Below are 23,591 nucleotides of genomic sequence, written 5' to 3'. Positions count from 1 at the left end.
GTTGATAGGCCGGATCTGGAAGCACGGTAACGTGTGAAGGTGACCGGTACTAATAGGCCGAGGGCTTGTCCTCAGTTGCTCGCGTCCACTGTGTTGGTTCTGAAACCACGAACAGGCCCCACGTGCCACACGTGGTGCGGCTGACAGTTTCATAGTGTTTCGGTGGTTATAGCGTGAGGGAAACGCCCGGTTACATTCCGAACCCGGAAGCTAAGCCTTACAGCGCCGATGGTACTGCAGGGGGGACCCTGTGGGAGAGTAGGACGCCGCCGAACAATTATTGGGAAAACCCCCGCACCTCACGGTGCGGGGGTTTTCTGCGTTTAAGGCCTGCCGTTTAAGGCCTGCCGTTTCAGGAAGGCCGTACCAGTCTCGTGTCGTACGCCAGAATCACCGCCTGTATGCGGTCCCTGGAGCCGGTCTTCGCCAGGATGCGGGTCACGTGGGTCTTCACTGTCGATTCGGCGAGGTGGAAACGGGCCGAGATCTCGGCGTTCGTCCAGCCCTGGCCGATGACGGTCAGGATTTCGCGCTCGCGGTCCGTGAGGGAGGCCAGGCGGGGGTCGGCGTGTGGGGGCGTGTCCTTGCGAGGGGCCGGCAACAACTCGACGTAGGCGTCCAGGAGGCGACGGGTCAGGCTGGGGGCCACTACCGCGTCTCCCGAGGCGACGGCACGTATGCCGGACAGGACGTCCTCCGGGTGGGCGTCCTTGATGAGGAAGCCGGAGGCACCGGCGCGGAGGCCCGCGTAGGCGTACTCGTCGAGGTCGAAGGTGGTGACGATCAGGACGCGGGTGCGGTGGCCGGCGTTGATGATGCGGCGGGTGGCGGCGATGCCGTCCAGGCCGGGCATGCGGACGTCCATCAGGACGACGTCGGGACGGAGCTCGGCTGTCATACGGACCGCTTCGGTGCCGTCGGTCGCCTCGCCCAGCACCGTCAGGTCGTCCTGGCTCTCCAGCAGCATGCGGAAACCGAAGCGCTGGAGGGGCTGGTCGTCGGCGATGAGGACGCTGGTCACTGCGGGGATTCCTCCGGTAGGTGCAGATGGACCCGCCAGCCCCGTTCGGGGTGCGGGCGGGGGCCGGCCTCCAGGGTGCCGCCGTACAGGGCGGAGCGTTCGCGCATGCCGGGCAGGCCGCGGCCCCGGCCGTCATCACCCTCCCCCATGCTGCCGTGGCCCGTGTCGGTGACCGTGACCGTGACGGCGCCGGCGGGGGCGTACGACAGGGCGATCCGCGACGTGGCCTCGGGGCCGCCGTGTTTGAGGGTGTTGGTGAGGGCTTCCTGGATGACGCGGTAGACGGCCAGCTGCCTGCCTGGGGGGATGGTCGGGGTGCCGGTGACGGTGGCGGTGACCGGGAGGCCTGCGGCCCGTACGCCGTCGAGGAGCTGGTCGAGGTCGGTGAGGGTGGGCTGGGGGGTGAGTGCGAGATCGGTGGGTGGTTCCTCCTCGCGCAGGACGTCCAGCAGGCGACGCAGTTCGCCCATCGCCTGGCGGCTGGTGGTGGCGATGGCGTCCAGGGCCTGGCCGGCGCGTTCCGGGGACTTCGTGGCGGCGTAGCGGCCGCCGTCCGCGAGACCGGTGATGACGGAGAGGTTGTGGCCGATGATGTCGTGCATCTCGCGGGCGATGCGGGTGCGTTCGGCCGCGGCGGCGAGGCGGGCCTGCTGGTCGCGTTCGATCTCCAGGCGGCGGGCGCGGTCCTCCAGGGCCGCGGTGTAGTTGCGGCGGGTGCGGACCGCGATGCCGATGACGGCGGCCGTGACGATGGACATCAGCACCGGGGCGACGTCCTTCTCCATGCCTCCCTGTGGGTGGCGGACCGCCATCACGGTGAAAGGTGTGATGACCAGCGCCGATGCCCACCACAGCGTGCGCTGGGGCAGGCGGAGGGCGATGTGGTGGATGACGAGCAGCTGGAGCAGGGACGCCTGGAGCGTGGCTCCGGACCAGGCGTTGACCAAGGAGACCGGTGCCATGGCGATGAGCACGGCTGCGGGGTGGCTGCGCCGCCAGAGGAGGGGGACGGAGAAGCCGAGGCTCATGGCCAGGACGAGCCGGACCGGGACGTCGGGGTCGCGGGCGACGTTGCGCCAGCCGCCGGCGGCGTCGACCAGGGCGGCCGCCACCCAGAAGCCCGTCAGGAGCAGGTCCCAGACCAGCGGGTGCCGTTCGTCGAGGGCGCGCACGCGTCTGTGGATGCGGTGGGCGTACTCGGTGAGGGGCTCGGGTTTCTGCTCCGTCGGCACCTGACCATGGTGGTGTGTCCGTTCGCCGTAGGGCGTCGGTCGGCGGCGGTATTTCGCGTGAGGGTGTCGTACCTGGGTACTACGGTGGCCCGCATGAGCACGATGAGCGCCCAGGGTCATGTCGTCCGTTCCATACGCGCCGAGGAATGGGCGGCCGTGAAGGAGCTGCGGTTGCTCGCGCTGCGGGACCCCGTGGCGCCGATCGCGTATCTGGAGACGTACGAGGAGGCCGTGGAGCGCCCGGACTCCTTCTGGCAGGAGCGGGCGGCCAGGAGTGGTGGGGCGGCGGTCGGTGTGCGGCAGTTCGTCGCCGAGGGTGCGGACGGGTCGTGGGCCGGGACGCTGACCGTGTTGATGGAGGAGGCGGGGACGAAGGACTGGGCCGGGTTCCCGGTCGAGCGGCGGCAGGGGCATGTCGTCGGGGTGTACGTGCGGCCCGAGCACCGGGGGAGCGGGCTGACCGAGGCGTTGTTCGCCGCGGGGGTGCGGTGGGCGTGGGAGAGCGGGGCGGAGCGGGTGCGGCTGATCGTGCACGAGGACAACGGGCGGGCGCAGGGCTTCTACCGCAAGGTGGGGTTCGTGCCGAGCGGGGTGACCGTGCCGTTGGCGGACGGGGACGAGGAGTGCGAGTTGGAGTTCGTCCTCGAGAAGGGCTGAGGCCCGGCGTCGGCCCGCTAGACCGGGAGTTCGTCGTGGGGCCAGCGGGCGCGGCCCTGTTCGCGGGACCTGAGGAGGGCCAGGGCCGGCAGGCCCCGGTCCGCCCCGGTGGCCAGCAGCTCCGGGAGCTGGGGAAGCGGAGCCACTGCGGCGACGTCGTCCAGGACGAGGGTCAGTGGTGGGTCGAGGCGACCGGAGGATGACCGTTCGGCCATGCGCCGGCCGCGCTCGACCACGCTGGAGACGAGGGCCGTCAGGAGCGGCATCGCGCCGGGGTTCGTCCTCGGGTCCTCGATGGATTCACCGACCACATAAAGCGTGCCCCCTTCGTGCAGGAAGGAATCCAGGGAGAGGGCGTCAGTTCGGTTCGGGGTGCAGGCCTCGCGGATGTTCACCGTGGACAGCGCGGACAGCGCACGGGTCGTCAACTCGTGGGCCATGTCCCGGCGTTCGGGGTGGGCGGTGAGTGCGGCTTCGAGTTCGCCCGCCGCGCCGGCGGCGGCCTTGGGGTTCGTACGGAGGGTGCGTACGGCGTCCTGGATCTGGGTGCCCTGGGACCAGCGGTGGACGTGGCGGACGGTGCGGCCGTCGATGGCGGCGGCGTGGAGGTAGCTGCGCAGGAGCGTCTCGGCGGTGTCGCTGACCGCTTGGTCGAGGCGGGCGGTGGGGCGGACGGGCGTGAGGAGTGCTGCCGCTCGCTGCACCGCTGTCTGCTTGTCCTCGCAGCCTGCCGTGGGGGACCAGTGGAGGCGGGCCGGGGTGTCGCAGAGGTGGGTGGGGTCGTAGAGGAGGGCGGGGCCGAGTTTGGCGCGGGCGTCCTTGGTGTCCTGCCAGAGGGCGGGATTGGAGGTGACGACCAGGGCTGGGCCCGCCGCGTCGCGTACCGCCTGGGCGGCGGTGGTGTAGCGGCTTTCCTTGGGGCCTACGAGGATTTTCTCCCAGCCACCCGCCCGCTCCCCGCCGAACGGAGAGGTGAACGACTGGGGCTGGGGTGCTGTCGTCGTATTGGGAACGGGTTGCGTCAGGGGGTCCGCCGGCACCGGGTCCGGTCTTGGGGCCGGGACCTCGTGGTGGGGCGGTGCCGGCGTCGCGTGGGGGCTCGGCAGGGGTGCGGTGTGGCTGTGCGGGGGCTGAGCCTCATAAGCGGCAGCGGCCTGGGCCTCATACGTGGCCTGGTGCCCCGGCACCGGTACGTCGTGGCCCCCGGCGGGTCCCGCCGCTGTCGCCCGTTCCAGCGCCGCTGTCCTCTCCTCACGGCGTCTTGCCCGTACCGCGCGCCAGCGGGCCAGGGTGCCCATGACGAAGATGGTGAGGACGACCAGGATCATCAGCTGGCCGATGAAGAGGCCCCAGAAGAGGCCGTAGCCGGAGAGTTGGGTGGGTGGGGCGTCGGGCCAGGCGCCGGGGATGTCGTGGGGGCGGCCGATGAGGTGGCGCATGGCCAGGGGGGTGCGCGTGAAGGTGACGCCGGTCGGCCAGGAGCCGTGGGAGAAGAGGCCTGCCAGGCCCGTGGCCGTCCACACCAGCAGGGTCATGCCGAGGAGGAAGCCGAGTAGGCCCATCAACAGGCCGTCGGGGATGCCTCCCTGCTGCTGCCGGTCGTCGCGTCTCATCTCAGGCCACCGTCGACTCGGACGACCCGTCCAGGTCGCTGATGTGCTCTTCCATGAAGGCCGCCGCCCGTGCCTCCGCCTCCCGCTCGGCCGCTCGCAGGGCGTCCTCGGCGGCACGGTCGAGGGAGGACTCGGTCATGGCGCGGTCGGTGAAGACCAGGGGGCGTTCCGTCTCGGTGATGAGGTGTTTGACCACCTGGACGTTGCCGTTGACGTCCCAGACGGCGATGCCGGGGGTCAGGGTGGGGATGATCTCCACCGCCCACCTGGGCAGGCCGAGGACCCGTCCCGTCGCCCTCGCCTCGTCCGCCTTCTGTGCGTAGATCGTCCGGGTCGAGGCCATCTTCAGGATCGCGGCCGCCTCCTTGGCCGCCGCCCCGTCGACGACGTCCGACAGGTGGTGCACCACCGCCACGAACGACAGACCCAACCGGCGCCCGAACTTCAGCAGGCGCTGGAACAGTTGCGCCACGAACGGGCTGTTGATGATGTGCCAGGCCTCCTCGACCAGGAAGATGCGCTTCTTGCGGTCGGGGCGGATCCAGGTGTGCTCCAGCCAGACGCCGACGATGGCCATCAGGATCGGCATGGCGATGGAGTTGCGGTCGATGTGGGAGAGGTCGAAGACGATGAGGGGGGCGTCGAGGTCGATGCCGACCGTCGTGGGCCCGTCGAACATGCCGCGCAGGTCACCGTCGACGAGGCGGTCGAGGACCAGGGCCACGTCCAGGCCCCATGCCCGTACGTCGTCTATGGCGACGTTCATCGCCTCGGCCGACTCGGGCTCGGGGTGCCGTAGCTGCTCGACGATGTCGGAGAGGACCGGCTGGCGTTCGGTGATCGTCTCGTTGACGTAGGCGTGGGCGACCTTGAGGGCGAAGCCGGAACGTTCGTCCAGGCCATGGCCCAGCGCGACCTCGATGATGGTCCTCAGCAGCGCGAGCTGACCGGTGGTCGTGATCGCCGGGTCCAGGGGGTTCAGGCGGATGCCGTGGTCCAGGGCGGCCATCGGGTCCAGGCGGATGGGAGTTATCCCCAGCTCCTGCGCGATGAGGTTCCACTCGCCGACGCCGTCCTCGCCCTGGGCGTCCAGGACGACGACCTGGCGGTCGCGGAAGCGCAGCTGGCGTAGGACGTAGGTCTTCTCCAGGGCCGACTTGCCGTTGCCGGACTCGCCCAGGACCAGCCAGTGGGGGGCCGGGAGCTGTTGGCCGTAGAGCTGGAAGGGGTCGTAGATGTAGCCCTTGCCGGAGTAGACCTCGCGGCCGATGATCACGCCGGAGTCGCCGAGGCCGGGGGCGGCGGTCGGGAGGTAGACGGCCTGGGCCTGGCCCGTGGAGGTGCGCACCGGCAGGCGGGTCGTCTCGACCTTCCCGAAGAGGAAGGACGTGAAGGCGTCGGTGAGGACGGACAGCGGGTCCCGCATGCTAAAGCCCTACCTTCGGATGCCGGTGGCGAACGGGAGGGTGTTCACGAAGGCGCGGTGGTGCTCGCGGTCGCACCACTCCAGCTTGAGGTACGACTTGCCGGCCGAGGCCCTTATGGTCCGCTTGTCGCGGGCCAGGGCCTCGGGGGAGCGGGAGGACACGGTGATGTAGCCGACCAGGTTGACGCCCGCCGCCCCGCTGGCGAGGTCCTCGCCGCGCTGGTCGAGGCGGTTGTGGGCGGCGATGTCGCGGGGGTCGACGGTGCGGTTCATCTTGGCGGCTCGGGAGGCCTCGGCCTCGTCGTTGGTCTTCTCGGTCAGCATGCGTTCGATGGCTACCTCGGTGGGCTCGAGATCCATCGTCACGGCGACCGTTCGGATGACGTCCGGGGTGTGGACGAGGAGCGGGGCCAGGAAGTTCACCCCTACGGGTGTCATCGGCCACTCCTTCACCCAGGCGGTGGCGTGGCACCAGGGCTGACGGGTGGTGGACTCGCGGGTCTTGGCCTGGAGGAAGGTCGGCTCCATGGCGTCGAGCTCGGCCGGCCAGGCGTTGCGCTTGGTCATCGCCTGGATGTGGTCGATGGGGTGGTCCGGGTCGTACATGGAGTGGATCAGGGACGCGAGACGGCCCTGGCCCAGCGGCTGGCGGACCCGGATGTCGGCCTCCTGGAGGCGCGAGCAGATGTCGGTGAGCTCGCGGGCCATGACGACGGCGAGACCGGCGTCCCGGTCCAGTTTGCGGCCGTTCTGGGGCCGTGCCGCGCGGGCCATGGCGTGCGCCTCGGCGGCGAGCTCGCGGGTGTAGTGCATGCAGGCGACGAGGTAGGCGCGGTGCTGCTCGCTGCTCGTCGACACCATCGACTGCAACTGGTCGTACGACTGCTGCAGCCAGGGCAGCGCCTTGTCGTCCCCGCGCTGGGCGACGTCCTTGGCGTGGGCGTCGGGGTCGGCGGGGAGGGTGCGGGCGAGCATCTGCAGGCGGGTGACGAAGCCGTCGCCGTTGGCCACGTGCTTGAGCAGGGTGCCGAAGCGGTCGACGAGGGCTTCCTGGTCCTCGCTGTCGCGCAGGCCGACGCCGGGGCCCTCGATCTCGATGGCGGCCGTGACCGTACGGCGGTCCGCGTGCAGGAGTACGGCGATCTCGTCGGGGCCGAACGGGGCGGCCAGCCAGCTGATGCGGCCGATGCCGGGCGGCGGGCCGACTTCGATCTCACGGCCGTCGAGGCGGGTGCCGGCCTCCATGGCGGAGGAGCGGTAGGCGGTGCCCTGCTTGAGCGTCCTCTTGTAGCTGCGGTTGATCTCGAACCACTTGTAGAACGTGCGGTGCTTGTACGGCACGTAGACGGCGGCCAGCGCGAGCAGCGGGAAGCCCATCAGCAGCACGATGCGCAGGGAGAGGACGGGGACGAGGAGCCCGCACATCATGCCGAGGAACGCGCCCACGATGATGAGCGCGATCTCGCCGGTCTCACGATTCCGGCCGACGATCGCGTTCGGCCGGGCGCGGCCGATCAGATATGTACGGCGGGGCGTGACCGGATGGGACACGTGGGACTCGGTCGTCAACGCCCTTCACCTCCCGTGCGGTTGGTATTGCTGTTGCGGGTGTTGCTGGCGTGGGGGGTGTTGACCGCGCTGGAGCGGGGCGGGGGCGCGGCGGAGGGGACAGCTCCGCCGCCACCGTTGGAGGTGCGGGTGCTGTGGGCGGCGACGCCGCCGGAGGCGGGGTTGGACGGGCGGGGGCCGCTGGAGGCGGAGCCGCCGCTGTTGCTGTCGGCGCGGGTGCTGTGCGTCTTGATGCCCTGGGCGACGAGGGTCGCCGGGGAGCTGATGACGGCCGCGGCCTTGCCCTCGGCGCCCTGCATGATGCGGTTGTTGCGCGAGTGGGCGATCTCGTCGCCGAAGCCGGGGACGAAGCGGTAGATCATCGCGCTGGCGAAGATGGCGAGCAGGATGATCGCGAGGCCGGAGACGACGGCGGAGAACGCGTTCGGGCCGTCGTCGGCGGAGAGAGCTCCGGCGAGGCCGAGGACGATCACGATGACCGGCTTGACCAGGATGACGGCGATCATGATGCCGGCCCAGCGGCGGACGTGGCCCCACAGGTTCTTGTCGACGAGGCCCGCGTACACGACGGTGCCGAGGAGGGCGCCGACGTACAGCAGGGCGGCGCGGACGACGAGCTCCAGCCAGAGGACGCCGGCGGCGAGGATCGACACGAGGGAGACGACGATCAGCATGATGGGGCCGCCGCCGATGTCCTGGCCCTTGGCGAGCGCGCCGGAGAACGTGCCGAAGAACGTGTCCGCCTGGTCGCCCGTCGTTTTCGCGAGGACGTCGGTCACGCCGTCGGCCGCCGACACGACCGTGTACAGGATCAGGGGGGTGAAGGCGGAGGCCAGCACCGTCAGCCACAGGAAGCCGATCGCCTCCGAGATGGCGGTGGACAGGGGTACGCCCCGCACGGCCCGCTTGGCGACGGCCAGGAGCCAGAGCAGGAGCGTGAGGATCGTCGACGCGGCGAAGACCACGGCGTACTGCTGGAGGAACTTGGTGTTGGTGAAGTCGACGTTCGCCGTCTCCTTCACCGCCTCGCTCAGCTTGTCGATGGTCCACGCGGCGGCCTCCGCGCAGCCCTTCGCGAGGGAGGACAGGGGGTCGAGGGTGTCGCTGACGCTGGGGTTGCGGGTGACGCCGGAGCGGTTGTTGCCGCGTTCGCAGTACTTGCGGGCATCGCCGACGATGGCGTCACAGACTCCCTTGCTCGCGGAGGGCGACGGTGACGCCGATCCCGATCCCGAGGGGGTGGGTGTCGGTGTGGGGGTCGGCTCGGCGAAGGCGCGGGTGGCGAGCAGCACGGCCGACGCCTGGACGGCCGTGACGACTCCGGCGAGCCGGAGCACGCGGTGCGGGTTACCGGGCATAAGTGAACCCTCCGTACTCCTCGATGGCCTTGCTGATCTCGTCGGAGGCGGCGGCTCTGTCGTCGCCGGGGACCGGGGCGGGGCCGTCCTTCTGGGTGTCGGAGGCGATCTTCCAGTCGCCGCCGGTCCAGGTCAGGTCGAAGGTCCAGGTTTTCCAGGTGGAGGTGACGGGGTTGGTCGACTGGTTGCCGGACATGCCGATGAGCCCCATGTACCAGACCGCCACCTTGGCGCCTGTCGTTCCGTACTCCTGCACGGTGGTGCCGATCGGGACCACGCGGGATACGAACGTGCTGCCCGTGGGCGGGTTGCCGTTCGCGTCCAGGCCCATCCGGCCGAGGAAGTCGGCCGAGTAGGCGTTGTCCATCGCGGCCTGCAACTGGGCGGACTGCTCGGCGGTGTAGAGGGCGTTCACCAGGGTGTGGCGGCTGTCCTTCTTGAACATGCCGGTCGAGCCGAGCGCCACGGCGTAGTTCGCCGCCGCCGACTGGGCCCCCTGCTCGGTGTGCGCGAAGCCCGAGGGGATGCCGCCCGTCTTCGTCTCCACCGGCTTCGTCCCGCTCGCTGCGGTTGCCGCCGATTTGGGCCTGTTGGCCGTACCGCCCGACGCGGAGTCGGAATCGCCTCCTCCGCGGTTCGCGAAGGCGATCGCGGCGATGAGGAGGACCACCACCGCTACGACCGTGACCAGGCTGCGGGATGAGGAGCGGCCGGGGCGGCGGGCGCCGCCGTAGGGGTCTGTTTCGGGTAGGCGGGTGCGGGTGTGGCCGCTGCCGCCGTACCCGTACCCGCCGTCGTCGGCGCGCACCGGATCGCCGTAGCCCTGCTCGTCCCCGGGACTCATGCCGCGTACGCCCCTTCGCCGTCGTACTGAAAAGCGTAGAAGTACGACGGTAGCCGTGCTGGTTCCCGCGCGGGCGCGGTGTGGTGACTCGACATCAGGGAAACGCAACCTCAGAAAGGGGCCGGGCGCGCCCGGAGAGGACGGAGGGGCCGGGAGGGGTTAGACCGCCATGCCGTACACGATGGTGAACAGCGTGCCTAGGGAGCCGATGATGAAGACGCCCGTCAGGCCGGCGATGATGAGGCCCTTGCCCTGTTCCGCGCTGAAGGTGTCCCGGAGGGCCGTCGCGCCGATGCGTTGCTTCGCCGCGCCCCAGATCGCGATGCCGAGGCAGAGCAGGATGGCGACCGCCATCACGACCTCGATCATCACCTTGGCCTCGTTGCCCAGGCTGCCGAAGGGGCCCCAGTCCGGAGCGATCCCGCCGATGATGGTGTTGATGTCTCCCTTGTCGGCCGCAAAGAGCATGTAAGTCACCGCCCCTGTGTGGGTTGTTCCGCAGTCCCCTGCGGTGCGCAGAGGTCAGGCCTCATTGTCGCCGACAATGGCGCCGTCGCATGTCGACTTGGCGTCATTCTTTGGCGGGTTTCGTACGAACAGCTTGCCACCTGGGTGGTGGACATGAATCGTATGGTCACTCTGTGTATCACGGCGGGTAACGCCGGGCAACGAGGCCGGATCGGAACCTGGGGTGTGGTCCCGTCGTTGAGCCACGTTTCAGGCCGATTTTCTCATGGCACGCGAACGGGCCGCGGCTGGTTGCCGCGGCCCGTTCGTCCCCTGGCCGGGTGTGGGGCCCCCACGGCCCCACGCCGACGTGCTGTGTTGTGCTGTGTTGACGGAGGATCAGCCGGTGAAGGCGCCCGTGCCCTCCGGGGTGCCCCAGCCGGTGGGGCCGTCGTAGCCGGACTTCGCGGTGCACAGGTAGCTGGCGCTGGAGCTGCAGGTGCCGTTGCTGCCGCTGGTCACGTCGTTGAGAGCGGAGGTGCCGGCCGCGTTGTAGATGTCCTTGGACGGATAGGTGCCGCTGCCCGGGGTGCCGGCGAGGGCGTAGACGCCGGCGATGATGGGTGAGGAGGCGCTGGTTCCGCCGAAGGTGTACCAGCCGGCGGTGACGCCGTAGGAGTCGTAGACGGAGACGCCGGTCGCGGGGTCGGCCACCGCGGAGGTGTCGGCTATGGCGCGCTTGGAGCAGCCGGTGTCGGTCTGCCAGGTCGGCTTGGCGTCGTAGGCGGAGCAGCCGGAGCCGGTGCCTTCCGTGCTGCTGGTGTTCCAGACCTTCTCGGTCCAGCCGCGGCTGTTGGAGGCCGTGGACAGGGCGGTGCCGCCGACGGCGGTGACGTACTTGGAGGCCGCCGGGTACTCCGCGCCGTAGCCCTCGTCGCCGGCGCTGACGGTGATGGCTACGCCGGGGTGGTTGAAGTACGAGGAGTCGTACGTGCTGTCGGAGGAGGACTCGCCGCCGCCGTAGCTGTTGGAGACGAACTTGGCGCCCAGCTTGACCGCCTCGTTGACCGCGGTGCCGAGGTTGGCCATGGAGGCGGACTTGGCCTCGACCAGCAGGATGTTGCACTGCGGGCAGACGGCGCTGGCCATGTCGAGGTCGAGGGACTCCTCCTCGGCCCAGCCGCTGTCGGCCGTGGGCAGGGATGTCGTGGAGCCCGTCTGGCTGACCTTCTTGAAGCAGCCGTTGGAGGTCGTGCAGGAGGGCAGGCCGTAGTACGAGCGGTACTTCGCGAGGTCGGCCGCGGCGTTCGGGTCGTCGTAGGCGTCGACGATCGCGATGGTCTCGCCGGAGCCGTTGCTCGCGGCGGCGCTGGTCAGGCCGTAGGCGTCCTGGAGGTCGGAGGGGCCGTAGCCGGAGGGGGTGGAGGCGTCGGCGGCCTTCGGGGTGATGCCGTCGGCCTGGGCCCGGTGCTTCTGGAAGGCGGTGAGGCCACCGGTGACACGGAGGGAGTTGCAGGTCAGGTCGCCCTTGTGCTTGGGCGTGGCGCAGGGGGTGGCGGTCCAGGTCACCTTGGAGGACGTGGCCGTGGGGGCCGTGGGGGCCGCGCTCGCGTGGGCCGCGGTGCCGAGTCCGGCGAGTACGAGCGTGGCGGTGCCGAGGAGTGCGGAGCCGATCCGTCCGAGGCGCGGCCGTCTGCCGGAGGGGGTGGGGGAGTTGGGGGGTGTCGTACGCAACGTACTGCCTCCTGGGAGTGGTTGACAGGGGCGGTGCGGGTGGGGGTGACCACCGGTACGAGGTCCCCGGCGGCGGGCGGCGGCCCGCCGTCGACTGTGGCTTGTTGAGTACGTGACAACAAGAAGGGTTCTGGAATCCTGACTTCCGCCTTACTGAAGGGGGTCGGGCGCTTACTTCGCGATGGCGGGGGGATGGCGGGGCGATGGGCGGTGCTTGACCCGGCCCACAGGTGGGACACAGGCCGGGAACAGGTCCCGGCCGCGCCTCCGCGGGTCACGGTGCCTCCTGCACCCCCTCCACGAAGTGGTCGAACTCGCCCGCCTGGACGCCCAGTACGAAGGCATCCCATTTACGCCGGTTGGTCGTCACGACGTTCTCCGGGTCACTGGTCTCACGGATGTAGACGGGCGTCTCCGGGTCGTCCCCTTCACCGAACGCGATCTCGATCCAGGGGCCGGGTCCGGTGGCGTCGGGCGGGGCGGCGCGTTCCCAGGTGAGGTCCGCAGGGATCTTCGGGGGGAGGTCAGGCACGGGGGGTGTCCTTCTCGAGGGTGAGGTCTTTGTGGATGAGGTCCCGCGACTCCGAGGGTGAGAGTGCGCAGGCTTCCATACGGTTCAACAGGACGCGGTACTTGTCGAGCTGGGCCTCGGAGTCGAGGAGCACCGGGCGTGCGACTGGTCGGAGTCGGCCGACGATGTCCCCTCGGCCGACGGTGGCTCCCTCGCCGTACCGCCGGAGGCCGGCGCCGAACGCGGACGCGGACGCGGGCTGCGGCTCGTGCGGGGCCGCGCGGACAGGTGGTGGGCGGGGGAAGTGGGGGTAGGGACAGTGTTGTGAGCAGAGTGTCGGTAGGGAACGCGGAGCTGACCGGTTTCTCACCTTCGTCGGCCACAGTGGCCCCGATGAAGCGCACCGCCCGACCACAGACCCTGCTCTGCCTCCTCGTGCTGCTGGCGGTCACCTCCGCCTCCGAGGCGGCCGCCGGGGACGGGCTCGGGCCCTTCGGGGTGACCGATGTCGCCGCGGTGACGGCCCGGTCCGCGCGGGTGGGGGCGCTGTTCGACGGCTCCGGCAAGCTCGAAGGCGAGCACTTCTGCACCGCCTCCGTCGTCCACGGCCCGCACCACAACCTCATCGTCACCGCGGCGCACTGCCTCGGGGACTCCGGTGCGAAGGGCGACCTCGTCTTCGCGCCCGGGTACCGCGACGGGAAGGCCCCCTACGGGCTGTGGAAGGTCAAGCGGTCCTTCCTCCCGCACGGGTGGGTGAGCGGGCAGGACGAGGACAGTGACGTCGCGTTCGCGGTCCTGGACGAGCGGGGGGGCAAGGGCGTCGAGGACGTCGTCGGCGCCAATCGCCTCGCCACCCGCACGACCACCGGCGCCACCGCCGTGACCGTCACCGGCTACCCCGACTCCCGCGAGGTCCCGATCACCTGCACCAACAGACCCACCACCCACAGCCCCACCCAGCAACGCATCGACTGCCCCGACTTCACGGGCGGCACCAGCGGCAGCCCGTGGGTCAACGGGGACGGGCAGGTCGTGGGCGTCCTGGGCGGGCACGACGAGGGTGGGGTCACGCCGGACATCTCGTACAGCGTCGTCCTGGGGAAGGAAGCGGCGGGGCTGTACCGGGACGCGGCCGCGGATCCGTGAGCATCGGGTGCCCCATGTGGCGCGAACTGTGCTGTGTGGCATGGTCGTTCAGTGGACGCACTGAAGGCTCAGGACCCCGCGCGCATCGGCACGCACACGCTCCTCGCCCGGCTCGGCGCCGGCGGTATGGGACAGGTCTACCTCGGACGCTCGCCCGGTGGGCGGCTGGTGGCGATCAAGGTGATCCGGGACGAGATCACCGACCATCCTGAGGCGCTGGCGCGGTTCCGGCGTGAGGTGGAGACGGTGCGGGCGGTGCGCAGTGCGTACACGGCGAACCTCATCGACGCGTCGTTGGACTTGGCGCCGTATTGGCTCGCGACCGAGTACGTTCCCGGACCGACGCTGAGCAAGGCCGTGGTAACCAGCGGGCCGATGCCCGCTGAGACGTGTCGGGGGGTGCTCGCGGCCCTCGCCGAAGGGCTCGCGGCCGTTCACGCGCACGGGGTCACCCACCGGGACCTCAAGCCGCAGAACGTGATCCTCGCGGCCCAGGGGCCGCAGCTCATCGACTTCGGCATAGCGCGGAGCGCGGCGCATACGGCGCTCACCGAGGCGGGATTCGCACCTGGTACTCCGGGTTACACCGCCCCCGAGGTGCTGTTGCGCAACGAGGTCGGACCCGCCGCGGACGTCTTCGCCCTTGGCGCGACCCTTGCTCACACGGCCACCGGACGGCCGCCCTTCGGACACGGAGACCCTGCGGGAGTGAGCTACCGCGCCGTTCACGAGGCCATCGACCTGGCCGGTGTGGAACCGGGATTGGCCGCGCTGCTGGAGGCGTGCGTGGCGAAGGATCCTGCCGCCCGGCTGGGCCTCGCCGAGGTGATAGCGCGGTGCGGCGTGACGACAGCGCTCGTCGAGGACCCGTTCTACGGGAGTCTCGCCGGGCTCGGTGAGCCGGTGCCGCCCACGCCGACGGCCGCGATACCGGCACAGCCTCCCCATGCCCCCCTCGGCGCCCACGAGCTGCCGACAGTCGCCCCGCCCGGCTACGGCTACACCCCCACCCAGGTGACCCAGCCGACTCCGACCGGTCAGCAGCGCGGCAAGCCGTGGCTGATCACCGCCGCGGCGGGTGTGGCCGTGGCGGTGGGCGCTGCCGTTGCGTTCACCCTCCTTCCCGGCTCTGATGACGACGGCGGCAAGGGCAAGGACGACGTGGCACATCCGGGAAGCAGCTCGGCGGCGCCCACGACCTCGGGAAGCGACGACGCCGGGGCGCAGCCACCGCCCTACGTCCAGCCGACAAACCCGTCACGCGACTATTGGACGGCTGACCCCACGTCACCGGAGGCCCCCGGTACGTGCAATCTGCCTCCGGAGGAGCCCAGCCGACAGTTCCAGTCTTCCGTCAGCGCCGCGGGCGCCAACGCCCCCTACACCTCGGGCAAGGGCACGATCGGTATCCGGCTCAAGTTTGTCCCCTCGACGCCGTACTACGTGTCCGTGGCCGTGAAGCCTCCGCACGAGATCGACGCCGACACCGGCAAGCCCATCCAGGGGGGACTCAGCCAGAACCTGGACCTGGGGTACACCAGCAAGCCCGTCGAACTCGGCACCGACTGGGTGTATCTGACGTACCCCGACGACTTCCAGCAGTTCGCGCAGGGCAAGAAGTACAGCGACGCCATCCCCGTCGAGAACGACCCAGGCGACTGGACCGTGCTCTTCCTGCATGTCACAGGGACGAACAACTACGTCACCATTGACTGCCACGGGTTCGTCTCGAAGTAGCGCACACGACATGGACAGGTTCGGGAAAGGGCCGTAAACACGGCCATGGTGGGGGATGGTTGAGGCGTGCGAAAAGTTTGGGTGATCGGCGGAGCCGCGGTCGGGCTGTTCCTGAGCTTCGTGATGGTGCTCGTCATCGGCGTGTACCTCGTCGCCGGAAACCTCACGGGTGGTGTGGGCGGCGCGACCAAGGCGCTCGCCAAGGGGGCCGTGCCCGCCGCATACCAAGGGCTCGTCCAGAAGTGGGGCAATCTCTGCCCCGCCATAAATCCCGCACTGTTGGCCGCACAGTTGTACCAGGAGAGCGGTTGGAATCCGCACATCGTCAGTCACGCCAACGCCCGCGGCATCGCCCAGTTCATTCCCGGCACCTGGGCCTCGCACGGCATCGACGGTGACAGGGACGGCGACCGTGACATCTGGGACCCGAATGACGCGATTCCGTCGGCCGCCAGCTATGACTGCGAGTTGGCTAAGTACGTCAAGGACGTGCCGGGCGACATCACGAACAACATGCTCGCGGCCTACAACGCCGGGGCCTACCGCGTCATCAGGTCGGGCGGAGTGCCGGCGATCAGCGAGACGCAGAACTACGTCAAGAGGATCCGCACACTGGAGGAGAGCTTCGCCGCCCCCGTCTCCCGTGTCGACCCCTCCGAGCAGGCCGCCGGAGCCATCTACTACGCGCAGAAGAAGCTCGGTACGCCGTATCTGTGGGGTGGGACCGGTACCGCTGAGCAGGGCGGACGGTTCGACTGTTCGGGGTTGACGCAGGCGGCGTACGACAGTGTGGGGATCACTCTGCCGCGGGTGGCGAACGATCAGTACAACGCGGGGCCGCATCCGAAGCGGGACGAGTTGCTGCCCGGGGATCTGGTGTTCTTCTCGGACGACCTCACCAATTCGCGGGCCATCCGGCACGTGGGGATCTACGTCGGTGGCGGGTACATGATCGACGCGCCTCGGACGGGGGCCGTGATCCGGTTCGACCCGATCGACACACCGGACTACTTCGGCGCCACCCGGGTAACCGAAGATGGCGCGAAAGCGCTCCCCACGAACGTCTGAACCGGGCGGTAACCACCCCGCTGAGCTGCGGCGATGGGTCTCTCTTCGATAACGTCTGAGTGATCATTCGGTGGAGAGTGGAACGTATCAACGGGGAGCATGCGTTCCTGTTGTCGTAGCCGGTCGTACGTACGGGAACGGGCGAGGAAAACGGTCTACGCGCCACGGGGGTGGTTGCAGGACCGGCACACGAGTGAGGTGTGCCGGGCAGAACACGACGAAGGGGCCGCAGCACCATGGCTGGACTCGCCGAATCCGGGTCGAACCCCGACGTCGACCTGCTCTACGACATCAACGGCCTCGCCAAGGACGCGCCGCACTGGCTGGACCGGGTGGTCGAGTTCGTCGGTGAGTACGGGCTGTTGCTGGCGATGGTCCTGCTGGTGCTGGGCTGCTGGTGGAGTGTGCGGCGGCGGAGTGCGGAGGACGCTGCCTCTTCCGTCGCGGCGCTCGTCTGGGCGCCGTTGGCCGCCGCTGTCGCCGTGCTGGTGAACGTGCCGATCCGGGGGTTCGTGGAGCGGCCCCGGCCCTTCCTCGACCACCAGGGGCTGGAGGTGCTGGTCTCCGGCAAGACCGACTACTCGTTCGTGAGCGACCACGCGACGATCACCATGGCGATGGCGGTGGGGTTGTTCGTCGCCAACCGGCGGTTCGGGGTGGTCGGGATCGGGGTCGCGCTGCTCGAGGGGTTCTGCCGGGTGTACATGGGCGTGCACTATCCGACGGACGTCGTCGGGGGGTTCGCGCTCGGGACCGCTGTGGCGTTGCTGTTGTCCCCGCTCGCCATGGCCCTGTTGACGCCGGTGGCGAAGGCTGTGGAGCGGTCCCCGAGGGCCGGGTGGCTGGTCCGGGCTCGGGGAACGTCGTACGAGGGGCAGGAGTCGGTGGTTCCGGGGGCCCGGCAGGCTGCGAACGCCGAGGAGCGGGACCTCGCCGCGTAGGCGACGCCCTGCCGGAACGGCCGCTACAACCCTTGCGGGTACGTGAAGAAGCGGTTCGGGTCGTACTGCTTCTTCAGTTGGGTCAGGCGCGTCGCCGCGTCGCCGTAGTACGCCTTGCGCCAGTCCGTCAGGGTCGGGTCCGTGTAGTTCTGGTAGGCCGCGCCGGAGGCGTACGGCTTCATCGCCTTGTGGGCCGTGGTCAGCCAGGACTGGGCCGCTGTCCCCGTCGTGCCGGAGCCCCAGGAGGCTATGTACTGGGCCAGCATGCGGGAGCGGCGGTGGACGAAGGCCGTGGCCGTGGGGGAGACGCGGTTGACCGCTCCGCCGAGGGCGGTGAGGGCGATGCTGCCGGCGCCGCCGCGGACGTCCTTGACCTGCTTGAGCAACGTCTGGATGCCCGTGGCCGAGATCGAGCGGTCGAAGAAGTCGGAGCGGGCCGCGTACGTCTCCCGGCCCAGCTTGCCCTGCGGGGAGCGGCCCGGGGTCGAGCCCGGGAGGTGGCACTGGGCGTCCGTGGAGAAGGAGGAGCAGCCGGCGTAGATCTCCATCGCCTGCTCGTAGGAGCGGCGGCGCAGGGAGACGCTGCTGGCCGGGGCGCCGACCCGGTCCGCGAGCCGGTCCACCGCGTTCTGGAGCTCGCCGTACGTGCCGATGGAGAACGCGGCGACCGACACCTTGGGCGTGCCGCCGGGGGAGTTCGCCAGGTGCAGGGAGGACCAGATCTCGTCCGGCTGGCTCGGGCCCCACTCCTGCCAGGCCTTCACCACCGCGGCCGCCTTCGACCAGGGCCAGGACAGGTAGCCCGTGACGGCCTGCGGGGCGGGGTGGGTCTTGAAGCGCAGCTCGGTGACGACGCCGAAGTTGCCGTTGCCGGCGCCGCGCAGGGCCCAGAAGAGGTCCTTGTTCTCCGTCGCGTTCGCGGTGAGCTGCTTGCCGTCGGCGGTGATCAGCGTCGCCTGGGTGAGGCTGTCGCAGGTCAGGCCGTAGGCGCGGGAGACCACGCCGTGGCCGCCGCCGAGGACCAGGCCGGAGACGCCGACCGTCGGGCAGGAGCCCGCCGGTATGGTCACGCCCTTCGCGGCGAGCGCGCGGTAGACGTCGATCAGCTTGGCGCCGGCGCCGACCACCGCTTCGTTGCCGGAGGCGCGTACCGCCTTGAGCCGGGAGACGTCGACGATGAGGCGTCCGTCACCGGAGGACCAACCGGCGTAGGAGTGGCCGCCGTTGCGGATGGAGACCTTGACGCTGTGGGCGCGGGCGTACGACAGGACCGTACGGATGTCGGCCGCGTGCGCGACGTAGGCGACCGCGGCCGGCTTGAGTGCGTCGAAGCGGGTGTTGTAGAGCTGGTGGGCCGTGGTCCAGGAGGCGTCGCCGGGGCGGACGAGGGAGCCGTCCAGGTCGCGGGCCAGCGCGGCCCAGTTGGCGGCGGCCGTGGCCGCGGTGGTCCGCATGGCGGAGTGGGACGAGGTGTTCGTCCCGCCGCCGTTGCCCTGGCAGGCGGCCGTCGCGACACCCGCGATCGCGGCCGCGCCGCTCCCGATGAACATCCGTCGTTCCATGTCCTGCGCCTTCCGTCGGCTTCACGGAGCGAGACGGACCTGCGGCGCTCAGGGTTCCACGGGACGCTCAGCCTGCGGTGTGGGCCTGGGCGTCCGTCCGCGCCTGGCTTCTCGCCCGGCGGGCCGGACCGCGCCAGCCGCAGGTGCAGCGAGCCAGACAGAAGGGTCCCTGCTCGACGGTGGTGGTGCGGTGCTCCTGGTCGGTCAGCGGTGGGGCCGACCTGTCCTGCTGCGTCACTCTGACAAGCTACCCAGCCCGAGTAAAGGGCTTGCATGCCGGTCGCAAGCCTTGCGCCACGCGTGACGGCCCTCCCTACCGGTCGTTAACCGGAAGGACGGGAGGTCCGTGACGAACGTACCGGCTGGGGGGCGGCGGACGATGGCGCAGCGGCAGGGACAGCACAGGCGGACGGTGGGCGGGGCGGTCGTCGTGGCGGGGCTGGTGGCCTGCGTCGCTGTCGGCGCCGGTGGGTGCTCCGGCAGCGGGTCCGCCGTCGAGGACGCGCGCGTCGCGGGTGACGCGGTCGTGACGCTGCGGCACGCCGCCGACCGACTGCTGGACGCCGGTACGTCCAAGGCCCGTACGTCGATGGAGATGGCCAGCGGCGGGACCCGGGTGACCATCCGTGGCCAGGGCGTCTACGACTACCGCAGGCAACTCGGGCGGTTGAAGGTGCTGCTGCCGGAGGACCCGACCGGGGCGGTCGAGCACCGGCCCATCACCGAACTCCTCACGCCGGGCGCCCTCTTCATGAAGAACCGGGGCGCCGGGGTGCCCGCCGACAAATGGGTGCGGGTGGAGACGGCGACGATGTCCGACGGGAATTTGGTGACCGGCGGGGCCACCGATCCGTTCGCCGCCGCGGAACTCCTGCGCGGCGCCCGCACGGCGACCTACGTCGGCGAGACGGAGGTGGCGGGGGCCGAGGTGCGGCACTACCGCGGCACCGCCGACCTGACGGCGGCCGCGCGGGACGCCTCTGAAGGTGGCCGAAAATCGCTGGCGGCAGCGGCGAAAGGGTTCGCCACGGCTCGGGTGCCGTTCGACGTCTATCTCGACGACGAGGGCCGCATCCGCAAGGTCCGGCACCGCTTCAGCTTCGTCAACGGACGGCAGAAGGGCGCCGTGGCGGTCGCCTCCACGACGTTGCTCTACGACTTCGGGGTCCCCGTCGACGTACGCCTGCCGGAGTCGGGCGACATCTACGCCGGGCGGATCGCTGAGCAGTAGGACAGGAGTAAGGGTTTTCCCCAGGGTGGGGAGAACTAGCCCTTCCGTGCCATGCGCGGTGCGTAGGCCGCTCCCTACTCTAGGAAGCGGTGACGGCAGAGAAGAGGTGATGCGCGTGGCTCCGGTCGGCGGTACGGCAGTTCAGGACCACGTGGCCCTCGCCGAGATCGAGCTGTGCGGAGACCTGATCATCGCGGCCTCCGCGGCCCAGGACCGGCTCAGTCTTGAGAGCATCGACGAGGTGCTGAGAGTGGCCGAGGAGCGAGACGCCTCCGGCGGTTGAGCCGGGGGCGCTCCCGCGCACCGGCCCCGGGTCCAGGGGCGCGGCAGGCAGTCCGTCGAGGGGTGCGGCAGGCAGTCCTCAGGTGCGCAGCAGGCGTCCGATCGCCTTCGTGGCCTCCGCCACCTTCGCGTCGATCTCGTCACCGCCCTTGACGGCCGCGTCGGCGACGCAGTGGCGCAGGTGCTCCTCCAGCAGTTGCAGGGCGAAGGACTGCAGGGCCTTGGTGGAGGCGGACACCTGGGTGAGTATGTCGATGCAGTAGACGTCCTCGTCGACCATGCGCTGCAGGCCCCGGATCTGCCCCTCGATGCGGCGCAGACGCTTGAGGTGTTCGTCCTTCTGCTTGTGGTACCCGTGCACTCCGCGGTCGTGATCGGAAGTCTCGTGAGGGGCGGTGTCGTGCGGGGAGGAGGGCGCGGCTGCGCCGGCCTCGGTGGTCGTCATGGCGTCCTCCTGTGAACGGATGGCGGGCAGCGGGTGAACAGATTGCGGACATATACCCCTGGTGGGTATATGTTAGCGAAGTTTGCCGGGTAGGGGACCCTTGGCCAGAGTCACTCTGCCCGATGGGTGACACTGATGGGCGGCCCGTTTACCGTGGCCGACTGATGGACGGCCCGTTTCCTGTGGCCGGATGATGCACCTAGCATCAGCCGTACCGAAACCGATGCATCTTGAGGACCCCACGTGCGTTTTCGTCTGACCCCCAGGGAGACGAGCTTCTATGACATGTTCGCCGCGTCCGCGGACAACATCGTCACGGGCTCGAAGCTCCTCATGGAACTGCTCGGGGCGGACACCGCCGGCCGGGCCGAGATCGCAGAGCGTATGCGGGCCGCAGAACACGCGGGTGACGACGCCACACACGCGATCTTCCACCAGCTGAACTCCTCCTTCATCACGCCCTTCGACCGCGAGGACATCTACAACCTCGCGTCGTGCCTCGACGACATCATGGACTTCATGGAGGAGGCCGTCGACCTGGTCGTCCTCTACAACGTCGAGGAACTGCCCAAGGGCGTCGAGCAGCAGATCGAGGTACTGGCGCGCGCCGCCGAGCTGACGGCCGAGGCGATGCCGAACCTGCGGACCATGGAGAACCTGACCGAGTACTGGATCGAGGTCAACCGCCTCGAGAACCAGGCCGACCAGATCCACCGCAAGCTGCTCGCCCACCTCTTCAACGGCAAGTACGACGCGATCGAGGTGCTGAAGCTCAAGCAGATCGTGGATGTGCTGGAGGAGGCGGCGGACGCGTTCGAGCACGTGGCGAACACGGTGGAGACCATCGCCGTCAAGGAGTCCTGAGCCCTTCATGGACACCTTCGCACTGGTCGCGACCGTCGGCGTCGCGCTCTTCTTCACGTACACCAACGGCTTCCACGACTCGGCGAACGCGATCGCCACGTCGGTCTCGACCCGGGCGCTGACGCCGCGCGCGGCGCTCGCCATGGCCGCTGTGATGAACCTCGCAGGTGCCTTCCTGGGGTCCGGCGTCGCCAAGACCGTCAGCGAGGGCCTGATCGAGACGCCGCACGGGTCGAAGGGGATGGGCATCCTCTTCGCGGCACTGGTCGGCGCGATCACGTGGAACCTCATCACCTGGTACTTCGGGCTGCCGTCGTCGTCCTCCCACGCGCTGTTCGGCGGCATGGTGGGCGCCGCGCTCGCGGGCGGGACGACGGTGTACTGGAGCGGGGTGCTGGAGAAGGTCGTCATCCCCATGTTCGTCTCGCCGATCGTGGGCCTGGGCGTCGGTTACCTGGTCATGACGGCGATCCTGTGGATCTTCCGGAAGGCCAACCCGCACAAGGCCAAGCGGGGCTTCCGCATAGCTCAGACCGTGTCGGCGGCCGGTATGGCGCTGGGGCACGGTCTGCAGGACGCCCAGAAGACGATGGGCATCGTGGTGATGGCGCTGGTCATCGCCGACGTCGGGACGTACGGCGACCCGATCCCGGTGTGGGTCAAGATCGTGTGCGCGGTGATGCTGTCGCTCGGCACCTACGCGGGCGGTTGGCGGATCATGCGGACGCTCGGACGGAAGATCATCGAGCTGGACCCGCCGCAGGGATTCGCGGCGGAGACGACCGGCGCGTCGATCATGTTCACCACGGCGTTCCTGTTCAAGGCGCCGATCTCCACGACCCATGTCATCACCTCGGCGATCATGGGTGTGGGCGCGACCAAGCGGGTCAACGCCGTGCGCTGGGGTGTGGCCAAGAACATCGTGCTCGGCTGGTTCATCACCATGCCGGCGGCGGCGATCGTGGCCGCGGTGTCCTTCGGGATCGTGAACGTGCTGTTCCTCTAGAACGACGTGAACGGGCCCGCCCCCCGGGAGCCGGGGGGCGGGCCCTTTTTCTGCCTCGCGGTGGCACCGCCATGCAGCACCGCGAGGGGTCTCACACGGCCAGTGCTCAGCCGAAGCGGCCGGAGATGTAGTCCTCCGTTGCCTGGACCGACGGGTTGGAGAAGATGCGCTCCGTGTCGTCGATCTCGATGAGCTTGCCGGGCTGGCCGACGGCCGCGAGGTTGAAGAACGCCGTGCGGTCCGAGACACGCGCCGCCTGCTGCATGTTGTGCGTCACGATGACGATCGTGAAGCGCTCCTTCAGCTCACCGATCAGGTCCTCGATGGCGAGGGTGGAGATCGGGTCCAGCGCGGAGCAGGGCTCGTCCATCAGCAGGACGTTCGGCTCGACCGCGATCGCGCGGGCGATGCACAGACGCTGCTGCTGACCGCCGGACAGGCCGGAACCCGGCTTGTTCAGGCGGTCCTTCACCTCGTTCCAGAGGTTCGCGCCCTTGAGCGACCGCTCGACGATGTCGCCCAGCTCGCTCTTCTTGTAGCTGCCGTTCAGGCGCAGGCCCGCCGCCACGTTGTCGTAGATCGACATGGTGGGGAACGGGTTCGGGCGCTGGAACACCATGCCGACCTCGCGGCGCACCGACACCGGGTCGATGCCGGCGCCGTAGAGGTCCTCGTCGTCGAGGAGCACCTTGCCCTCGACGCGGCCGCCCGAGGTGACCTCGTGCATACGGTTGAGCGTGCGCAGGAACGTCGACTTGCCGCAGCCGGAGGGGCCGATGAAGGCCGTCACCGAGCGGGGCTCGACGGTCATCGAGATGTCCTCGATCGCCTTGTGGGAGCCGTAGTAGGCGGTGAGTCCGCTTACGTCGATTCGCTTGGCCATGATTACGTCAC

General features: G+C 69.6%; 23 protein-coding genes and 2 rRNA genes. 11 read left to right on the top strand and 14 right to left on the bottom strand.

The features are described 5' to 3' along the window. Both ACGFNV_RS14970 and rrf read left to right on the top strand, forming a co-directional pair. A 23S ribosomal RNA gene (locus tag ACGFNV_RS14970) occupies nucleotides 1–73 on the top strand; the annotation flags it as partial. An 85-nt stretch (nucleotides 74–158) separates the two neighbouring features. Further along, nucleotides 159–275: ribosomal RNA gene (gene rrf, locus ACGFNV_RS14965) — 5S ribosomal RNA — on the top strand. A gap of 77 nt (nucleotides 276–352) precedes the next feature. Here the strand turns inward: rrf and ACGFNV_RS14960 are convergent. Next, entirely contained in the window at nucleotides 353–1,021 is a 669-nt protein-coding gene (locus ACGFNV_RS14960) for a response regulator (protein ID WP_393622478.1), read from the bottom strand. Then, nucleotides 1,018–2,253, bottom strand: coding sequence for a sensor histidine kinase (locus ACGFNV_RS14955; protein WP_393622476.1), 1,236 nt, complete (start codon nucleotides 2,251–2,253; stop codon nucleotides 1,018–1,020). Before ACGFNV_RS14955 ends, ACGFNV_RS14960 begins: the two co-directional genes overlap by 4 nt. A gap of 93 nt (nucleotides 2,254–2,346) precedes the next feature. Between ACGFNV_RS14955 and ACGFNV_RS14950 the strand changes: the two genes are divergently transcribed. Continuing rightward, on the top strand, nucleotides 2,347–2,910 hold the full coding sequence (locus ACGFNV_RS14950; RefSeq protein WP_393622475.1) for a GNAT family N-acetyltransferase: 564 nt from the start codon (nucleotides 2,347–2,349) through the stop codon (nucleotides 2,908–2,910). A gap of 17 nt (nucleotides 2,911–2,927) precedes the next feature. Here the strand turns inward: ACGFNV_RS14950 and ACGFNV_RS14945 are convergent, their stop codons facing one another. The 8 genes from ACGFNV_RS14945 to ACGFNV_RS14910 all read right to left on the bottom strand — a co-directional run bounded on the left by ACGFNV_RS14945 (nucleotide 2,928) and on the right by ACGFNV_RS14910 (nucleotide 12,433). After that, nucleotides 2,928–4,523 (bottom strand): TraM recognition domain-containing protein, encoded by a 1,596-nt coding sequence (locus ACGFNV_RS14945; RefSeq protein ID WP_393622473.1) that lies wholly within the window; start codon nucleotides 4,521–4,523, stop codon nucleotides 2,928–2,930. A 1-nt stretch (nucleotide 4,524) separates the two neighbouring features. Beyond that, entirely contained in the window at nucleotides 4,525–5,949 is a 1,425-nt protein-coding gene (locus ACGFNV_RS14940; protein ID WP_393622472.1) for an ATP-binding protein, read from the bottom strand. A 9-nt stretch (nucleotides 5,950–5,958) separates the two neighbouring features. Then, nucleotides 5,959–7,518 (bottom strand): SCO6880 family protein, encoded by a 1,560-nt coding sequence (locus tag ACGFNV_RS14935; RefSeq protein WP_393622471.1) that lies wholly within the window; start codon nucleotides 7,516–7,518, stop codon nucleotides 5,959–5,961. Continuing rightward, on the bottom strand, nucleotides 7,515–8,876 hold the full coding sequence (locus ACGFNV_RS14930; RefSeq protein ID WP_393622469.1) for a hypothetical protein: 1,362 nt from the start codon (nucleotides 8,874–8,876) through the stop codon (nucleotides 7,515–7,517). Before ACGFNV_RS14930 ends, ACGFNV_RS14935 begins: the two co-directional genes overlap by 4 nt. Then, nucleotides 8,866–9,720, bottom strand: a complete 855-nt coding sequence (locus ACGFNV_RS14925; RefSeq protein ID WP_393622467.1) for a hypothetical protein — start codon at nucleotides 9,718–9,720, stop codon at nucleotides 8,866–8,868. Before ACGFNV_RS14925 ends, ACGFNV_RS14930 begins: the two co-directional genes overlap by 11 nt. 159 nt (nucleotides 9,721–9,879) lie before the next feature. Continuing rightward, on the bottom strand, nucleotides 9,880–10,188 hold the full coding sequence (locus ACGFNV_RS14920; protein WP_003991275.1) for a hypothetical protein: 309 nt from the start codon (nucleotides 10,186–10,188) through the stop codon (nucleotides 9,880–9,882). A 378-nt stretch (nucleotides 10,189–10,566) separates the two neighbouring features. Next, the gene (locus ACGFNV_RS14915) at nucleotides 10,567–11,901 is read right to left on the bottom strand and encodes a peptidase S8 (RefSeq protein ID WP_393622466.1); all 1,335 of its coding nucleotides are present in this window, start codon (nucleotides 11,899–11,901) and stop codon (nucleotides 10,567–10,569) included. 274 nt (nucleotides 11,902–12,175) lie between these two features. Then, on the bottom strand, nucleotides 12,176–12,433 hold the full coding sequence (locus ACGFNV_RS14910; protein ID WP_393622464.1) for a DUF397 domain-containing protein: 258 nt from the start codon (nucleotides 12,431–12,433) through the stop codon (nucleotides 12,176–12,178). Nucleotides 12,434–12,805: 372 nt separating this feature from the next. On the opposite strand from ACGFNV_RS14910, the gene ACGFNV_RS14905 reads away from it, so the two are divergent. From ACGFNV_RS14905 to ACGFNV_RS14890, 4 genes are all read left to right on the top strand, one after another. Continuing rightward, nucleotides 12,806–13,561, top strand: a complete 756-nt coding sequence (locus ACGFNV_RS14905) for a trypsin-like serine peptidase (RefSeq protein WP_393622463.1) — start codon at nucleotides 12,806–12,808, stop codon at nucleotides 13,559–13,561. A gap of 51 nt (nucleotides 13,562–13,612) precedes the next feature. Further along, entirely contained in the window at nucleotides 13,613–15,298 is a 1,686-nt protein-coding gene (locus ACGFNV_RS14900) for a protein kinase (protein ID WP_393622462.1), read from the top strand. Nucleotides 15,299–15,421: 123 nt separating this feature from the next. Next, the gene (locus ACGFNV_RS14895; RefSeq protein WP_393622535.1) at nucleotides 15,422–16,366 is read left to right on the top strand and encodes an NlpC/P60 family protein; all 945 of its coding nucleotides are present in this window, start codon (nucleotides 15,422–15,424) and stop codon (nucleotides 16,364–16,366) included. Nucleotides 16,367–16,602: 236 nt separating this feature from the next. Next, nucleotides 16,603–17,307: a phosphatase PAP2 family protein gene (locus tag ACGFNV_RS14890; protein WP_393622461.1), complete on the top strand. Its 705-nt coding sequence runs from the start codon at nucleotides 16,603–16,605 to the stop codon at nucleotides 17,305–17,307. 23 nt (nucleotides 17,308–17,330) lie between these two features. Here ACGFNV_RS14890 and ACGFNV_RS14885 read toward each other — a convergent pair whose 3' ends face one another. Beyond that, nucleotides 17,331–18,869, bottom strand: a complete 1,539-nt coding sequence (locus tag ACGFNV_RS14885) for an FAD-binding oxidoreductase (protein ID WP_393622460.1) — start codon at nucleotides 18,867–18,869, stop codon at nucleotides 17,331–17,333. A 67-nt stretch (nucleotides 18,870–18,936) separates the two neighbouring features. Then, a complete protein-coding gene (locus tag ACGFNV_RS14880) occupies nucleotides 18,937–19,107 on the bottom strand; it encodes a hypothetical protein (RefSeq protein ID WP_166662619.1) in 171 nt (56 codons plus the stop codon). A 141-nt stretch (nucleotides 19,108–19,248) separates the two neighbouring features. Between ACGFNV_RS14880 and ACGFNV_RS14875 the strand changes: the two genes are divergently transcribed. Together ACGFNV_RS14875 and ACGFNV_RS14870 are read left to right on the top strand one after the other, a co-directional pair. Beyond that, nucleotides 19,249–20,100 (top strand): hypothetical protein, encoded by an 852-nt coding sequence (locus ACGFNV_RS14875; protein ID WP_393622534.1) that lies wholly within the window; start codon nucleotides 19,249–19,251, stop codon nucleotides 20,098–20,100. A gap of 109 nt (nucleotides 20,101–20,209) precedes the next feature. Continuing rightward, nucleotides 20,210–20,383 (top strand): hypothetical protein, encoded by a 174-nt coding sequence (locus tag ACGFNV_RS14870; protein ID WP_166662621.1) that lies wholly within the window; start codon nucleotides 20,210–20,212, stop codon nucleotides 20,381–20,383. A 78-nt stretch (nucleotides 20,384–20,461) separates the two neighbouring features. Here the strand turns inward: ACGFNV_RS14870 and ACGFNV_RS14865 are convergent, their stop codons facing one another. After that, a complete protein-coding gene (locus tag ACGFNV_RS14865) occupies nucleotides 20,462–20,827 on the bottom strand; it encodes a metal-sensitive transcriptional regulator (protein ID WP_393622458.1) in 366 nt (121 codons plus the stop codon). A 243-nt stretch (nucleotides 20,828–21,070) separates the two neighbouring features. On the opposite strand from ACGFNV_RS14865, the gene ACGFNV_RS14860 reads away from it, so the two are divergent. Then, entirely contained in the window at nucleotides 21,071–21,691 is a 621-nt protein-coding gene (locus ACGFNV_RS14860; protein ID WP_037678700.1) for a DUF47 domain-containing protein, read from the top strand. Between the two features lie 7 nt (nucleotides 21,692–21,698). Then, on the top strand, nucleotides 21,699–22,697 hold the full coding sequence (locus ACGFNV_RS14855; protein WP_393622456.1) for an anion permease: 999 nt from the start codon (nucleotides 21,699–21,701) through the stop codon (nucleotides 22,695–22,697). Between the two features lie 106 nt (nucleotides 22,698–22,803). Here the strand turns inward: ACGFNV_RS14855 and pstB are convergent, their stop codons facing one another. Further along, complete coding sequence (gene pstB, locus ACGFNV_RS14850) at nucleotides 22,804–23,580, bottom strand: phosphate ABC transporter ATP-binding protein PstB (RefSeq protein ID WP_393622455.1); 777 nt, start codon at nucleotides 23,578–23,580, stop codon at nucleotides 22,804–22,806. Between the last annotated feature and the right edge of the window lie 11 nt (nucleotides 23,581–23,591).

The sequence above is a fragment of the Streptomyces sp. NPDC048751 genome, from assembly GCF_043198595.1.
Lineage (GTDB): Bacteria > Actinomycetota > Actinomycetes > Streptomycetales > Streptomycetaceae > Streptomyces.
Note: the sequence above shows the minus strand (reverse complement) of the source record. Positions and strands in the feature narration are given on the sequence as shown.

Excerpts from the sequence above, each read along its gene's own strand:
- ACGFNV_RS14885 (WP_393622460.1), bottom strand. The coding sequence starts at position 18,869 with ATGGAACGACGGATGTTCATCGGGAGCGGCGCGGCCGCGATCGCGGGT.
- pstB (WP_393622455.1), bottom strand. The coding sequence starts at position 23,580 with ATGGCCAAGCGAATCGACGTAAGCGGACTCACCGCCTACTACGGCTCC.
- ACGFNV_RS14890 (WP_393622461.1), top strand. The coding sequence starts at position 16,603 with ATGGCTGGACTCGCCGAATCCGGGTCGAACCCCGACGTCGACCTGCTC.
- ACGFNV_RS14905 (WP_393622463.1), top strand. The coding sequence starts at position 12,806 with ATGAAGCGCACCGCCCGACCACAGACCCTGCTCTGCCTCCTCGTGCTG.
- ACGFNV_RS14950 (WP_393622475.1), top strand. The coding sequence starts at position 2,347 with ATGAGCACGATGAGCGCCCAGGGTCATGTCGTCCGTTCCATACGCGCC.
- ACGFNV_RS14930 (WP_393622469.1), bottom strand. The coding sequence starts at position 8,876 with ATGCCCGGTAACCCGCACCGCGTGCTCCGGCTCGCCGGAGTCGTCACG.
- ACGFNV_RS14855 (WP_393622456.1), top strand. The coding sequence starts at position 21,699 with ATGGACACCTTCGCACTGGTCGCGACCGTCGGCGTCGCGCTCTTCTTC.
- ACGFNV_RS14945 (WP_393622473.1), bottom strand. The coding sequence starts at position 4,523 with ATGAGACGCGACGACCGGCAGCAGCAGGGAGGCATCCCCGACGGCCTG.
- ACGFNV_RS14920 (WP_003991275.1), bottom strand. The coding sequence starts at position 10,188 with ATGCTCTTTGCGGCCGACAAGGGAGACATCAACACCATCATCGGCGGG.
- ACGFNV_RS14865 (WP_393622458.1), bottom strand. The coding sequence starts at position 20,827 with ATGACGACCACCGAGGCCGGCGCAGCCGCGCCCTCCTCCCCGCACGAC.
- ACGFNV_RS14925 (WP_393622467.1), bottom strand. The coding sequence starts at position 9,720 with ATGAGTCCCGGGGACGAGCAGGGCTACGGCGATCCGGTGCGCGCCGAC.
- ACGFNV_RS14895 (WP_393622535.1), top strand. The coding sequence starts at position 15,422 with ATGGTGCTCGTCATCGGCGTGTACCTCGTCGCCGGAAACCTCACGGGT.
- ACGFNV_RS14940 (WP_393622472.1), bottom strand. The coding sequence starts at position 5,949 with ATGCGGGACCCGCTGTCCGTCCTCACCGACGCCTTCACGTCCTTCCTC.
- ACGFNV_RS14875 (WP_393622534.1), top strand. The coding sequence starts at position 19,249 with ATGGCGCAGCGGCAGGGACAGCACAGGCGGACGGTGGGCGGGGCGGTC.
- ACGFNV_RS14870 (WP_166662621.1), top strand. The coding sequence starts at position 20,210 with ATGCGCGTGGCTCCGGTCGGCGGTACGGCAGTTCAGGACCACGTGGCC.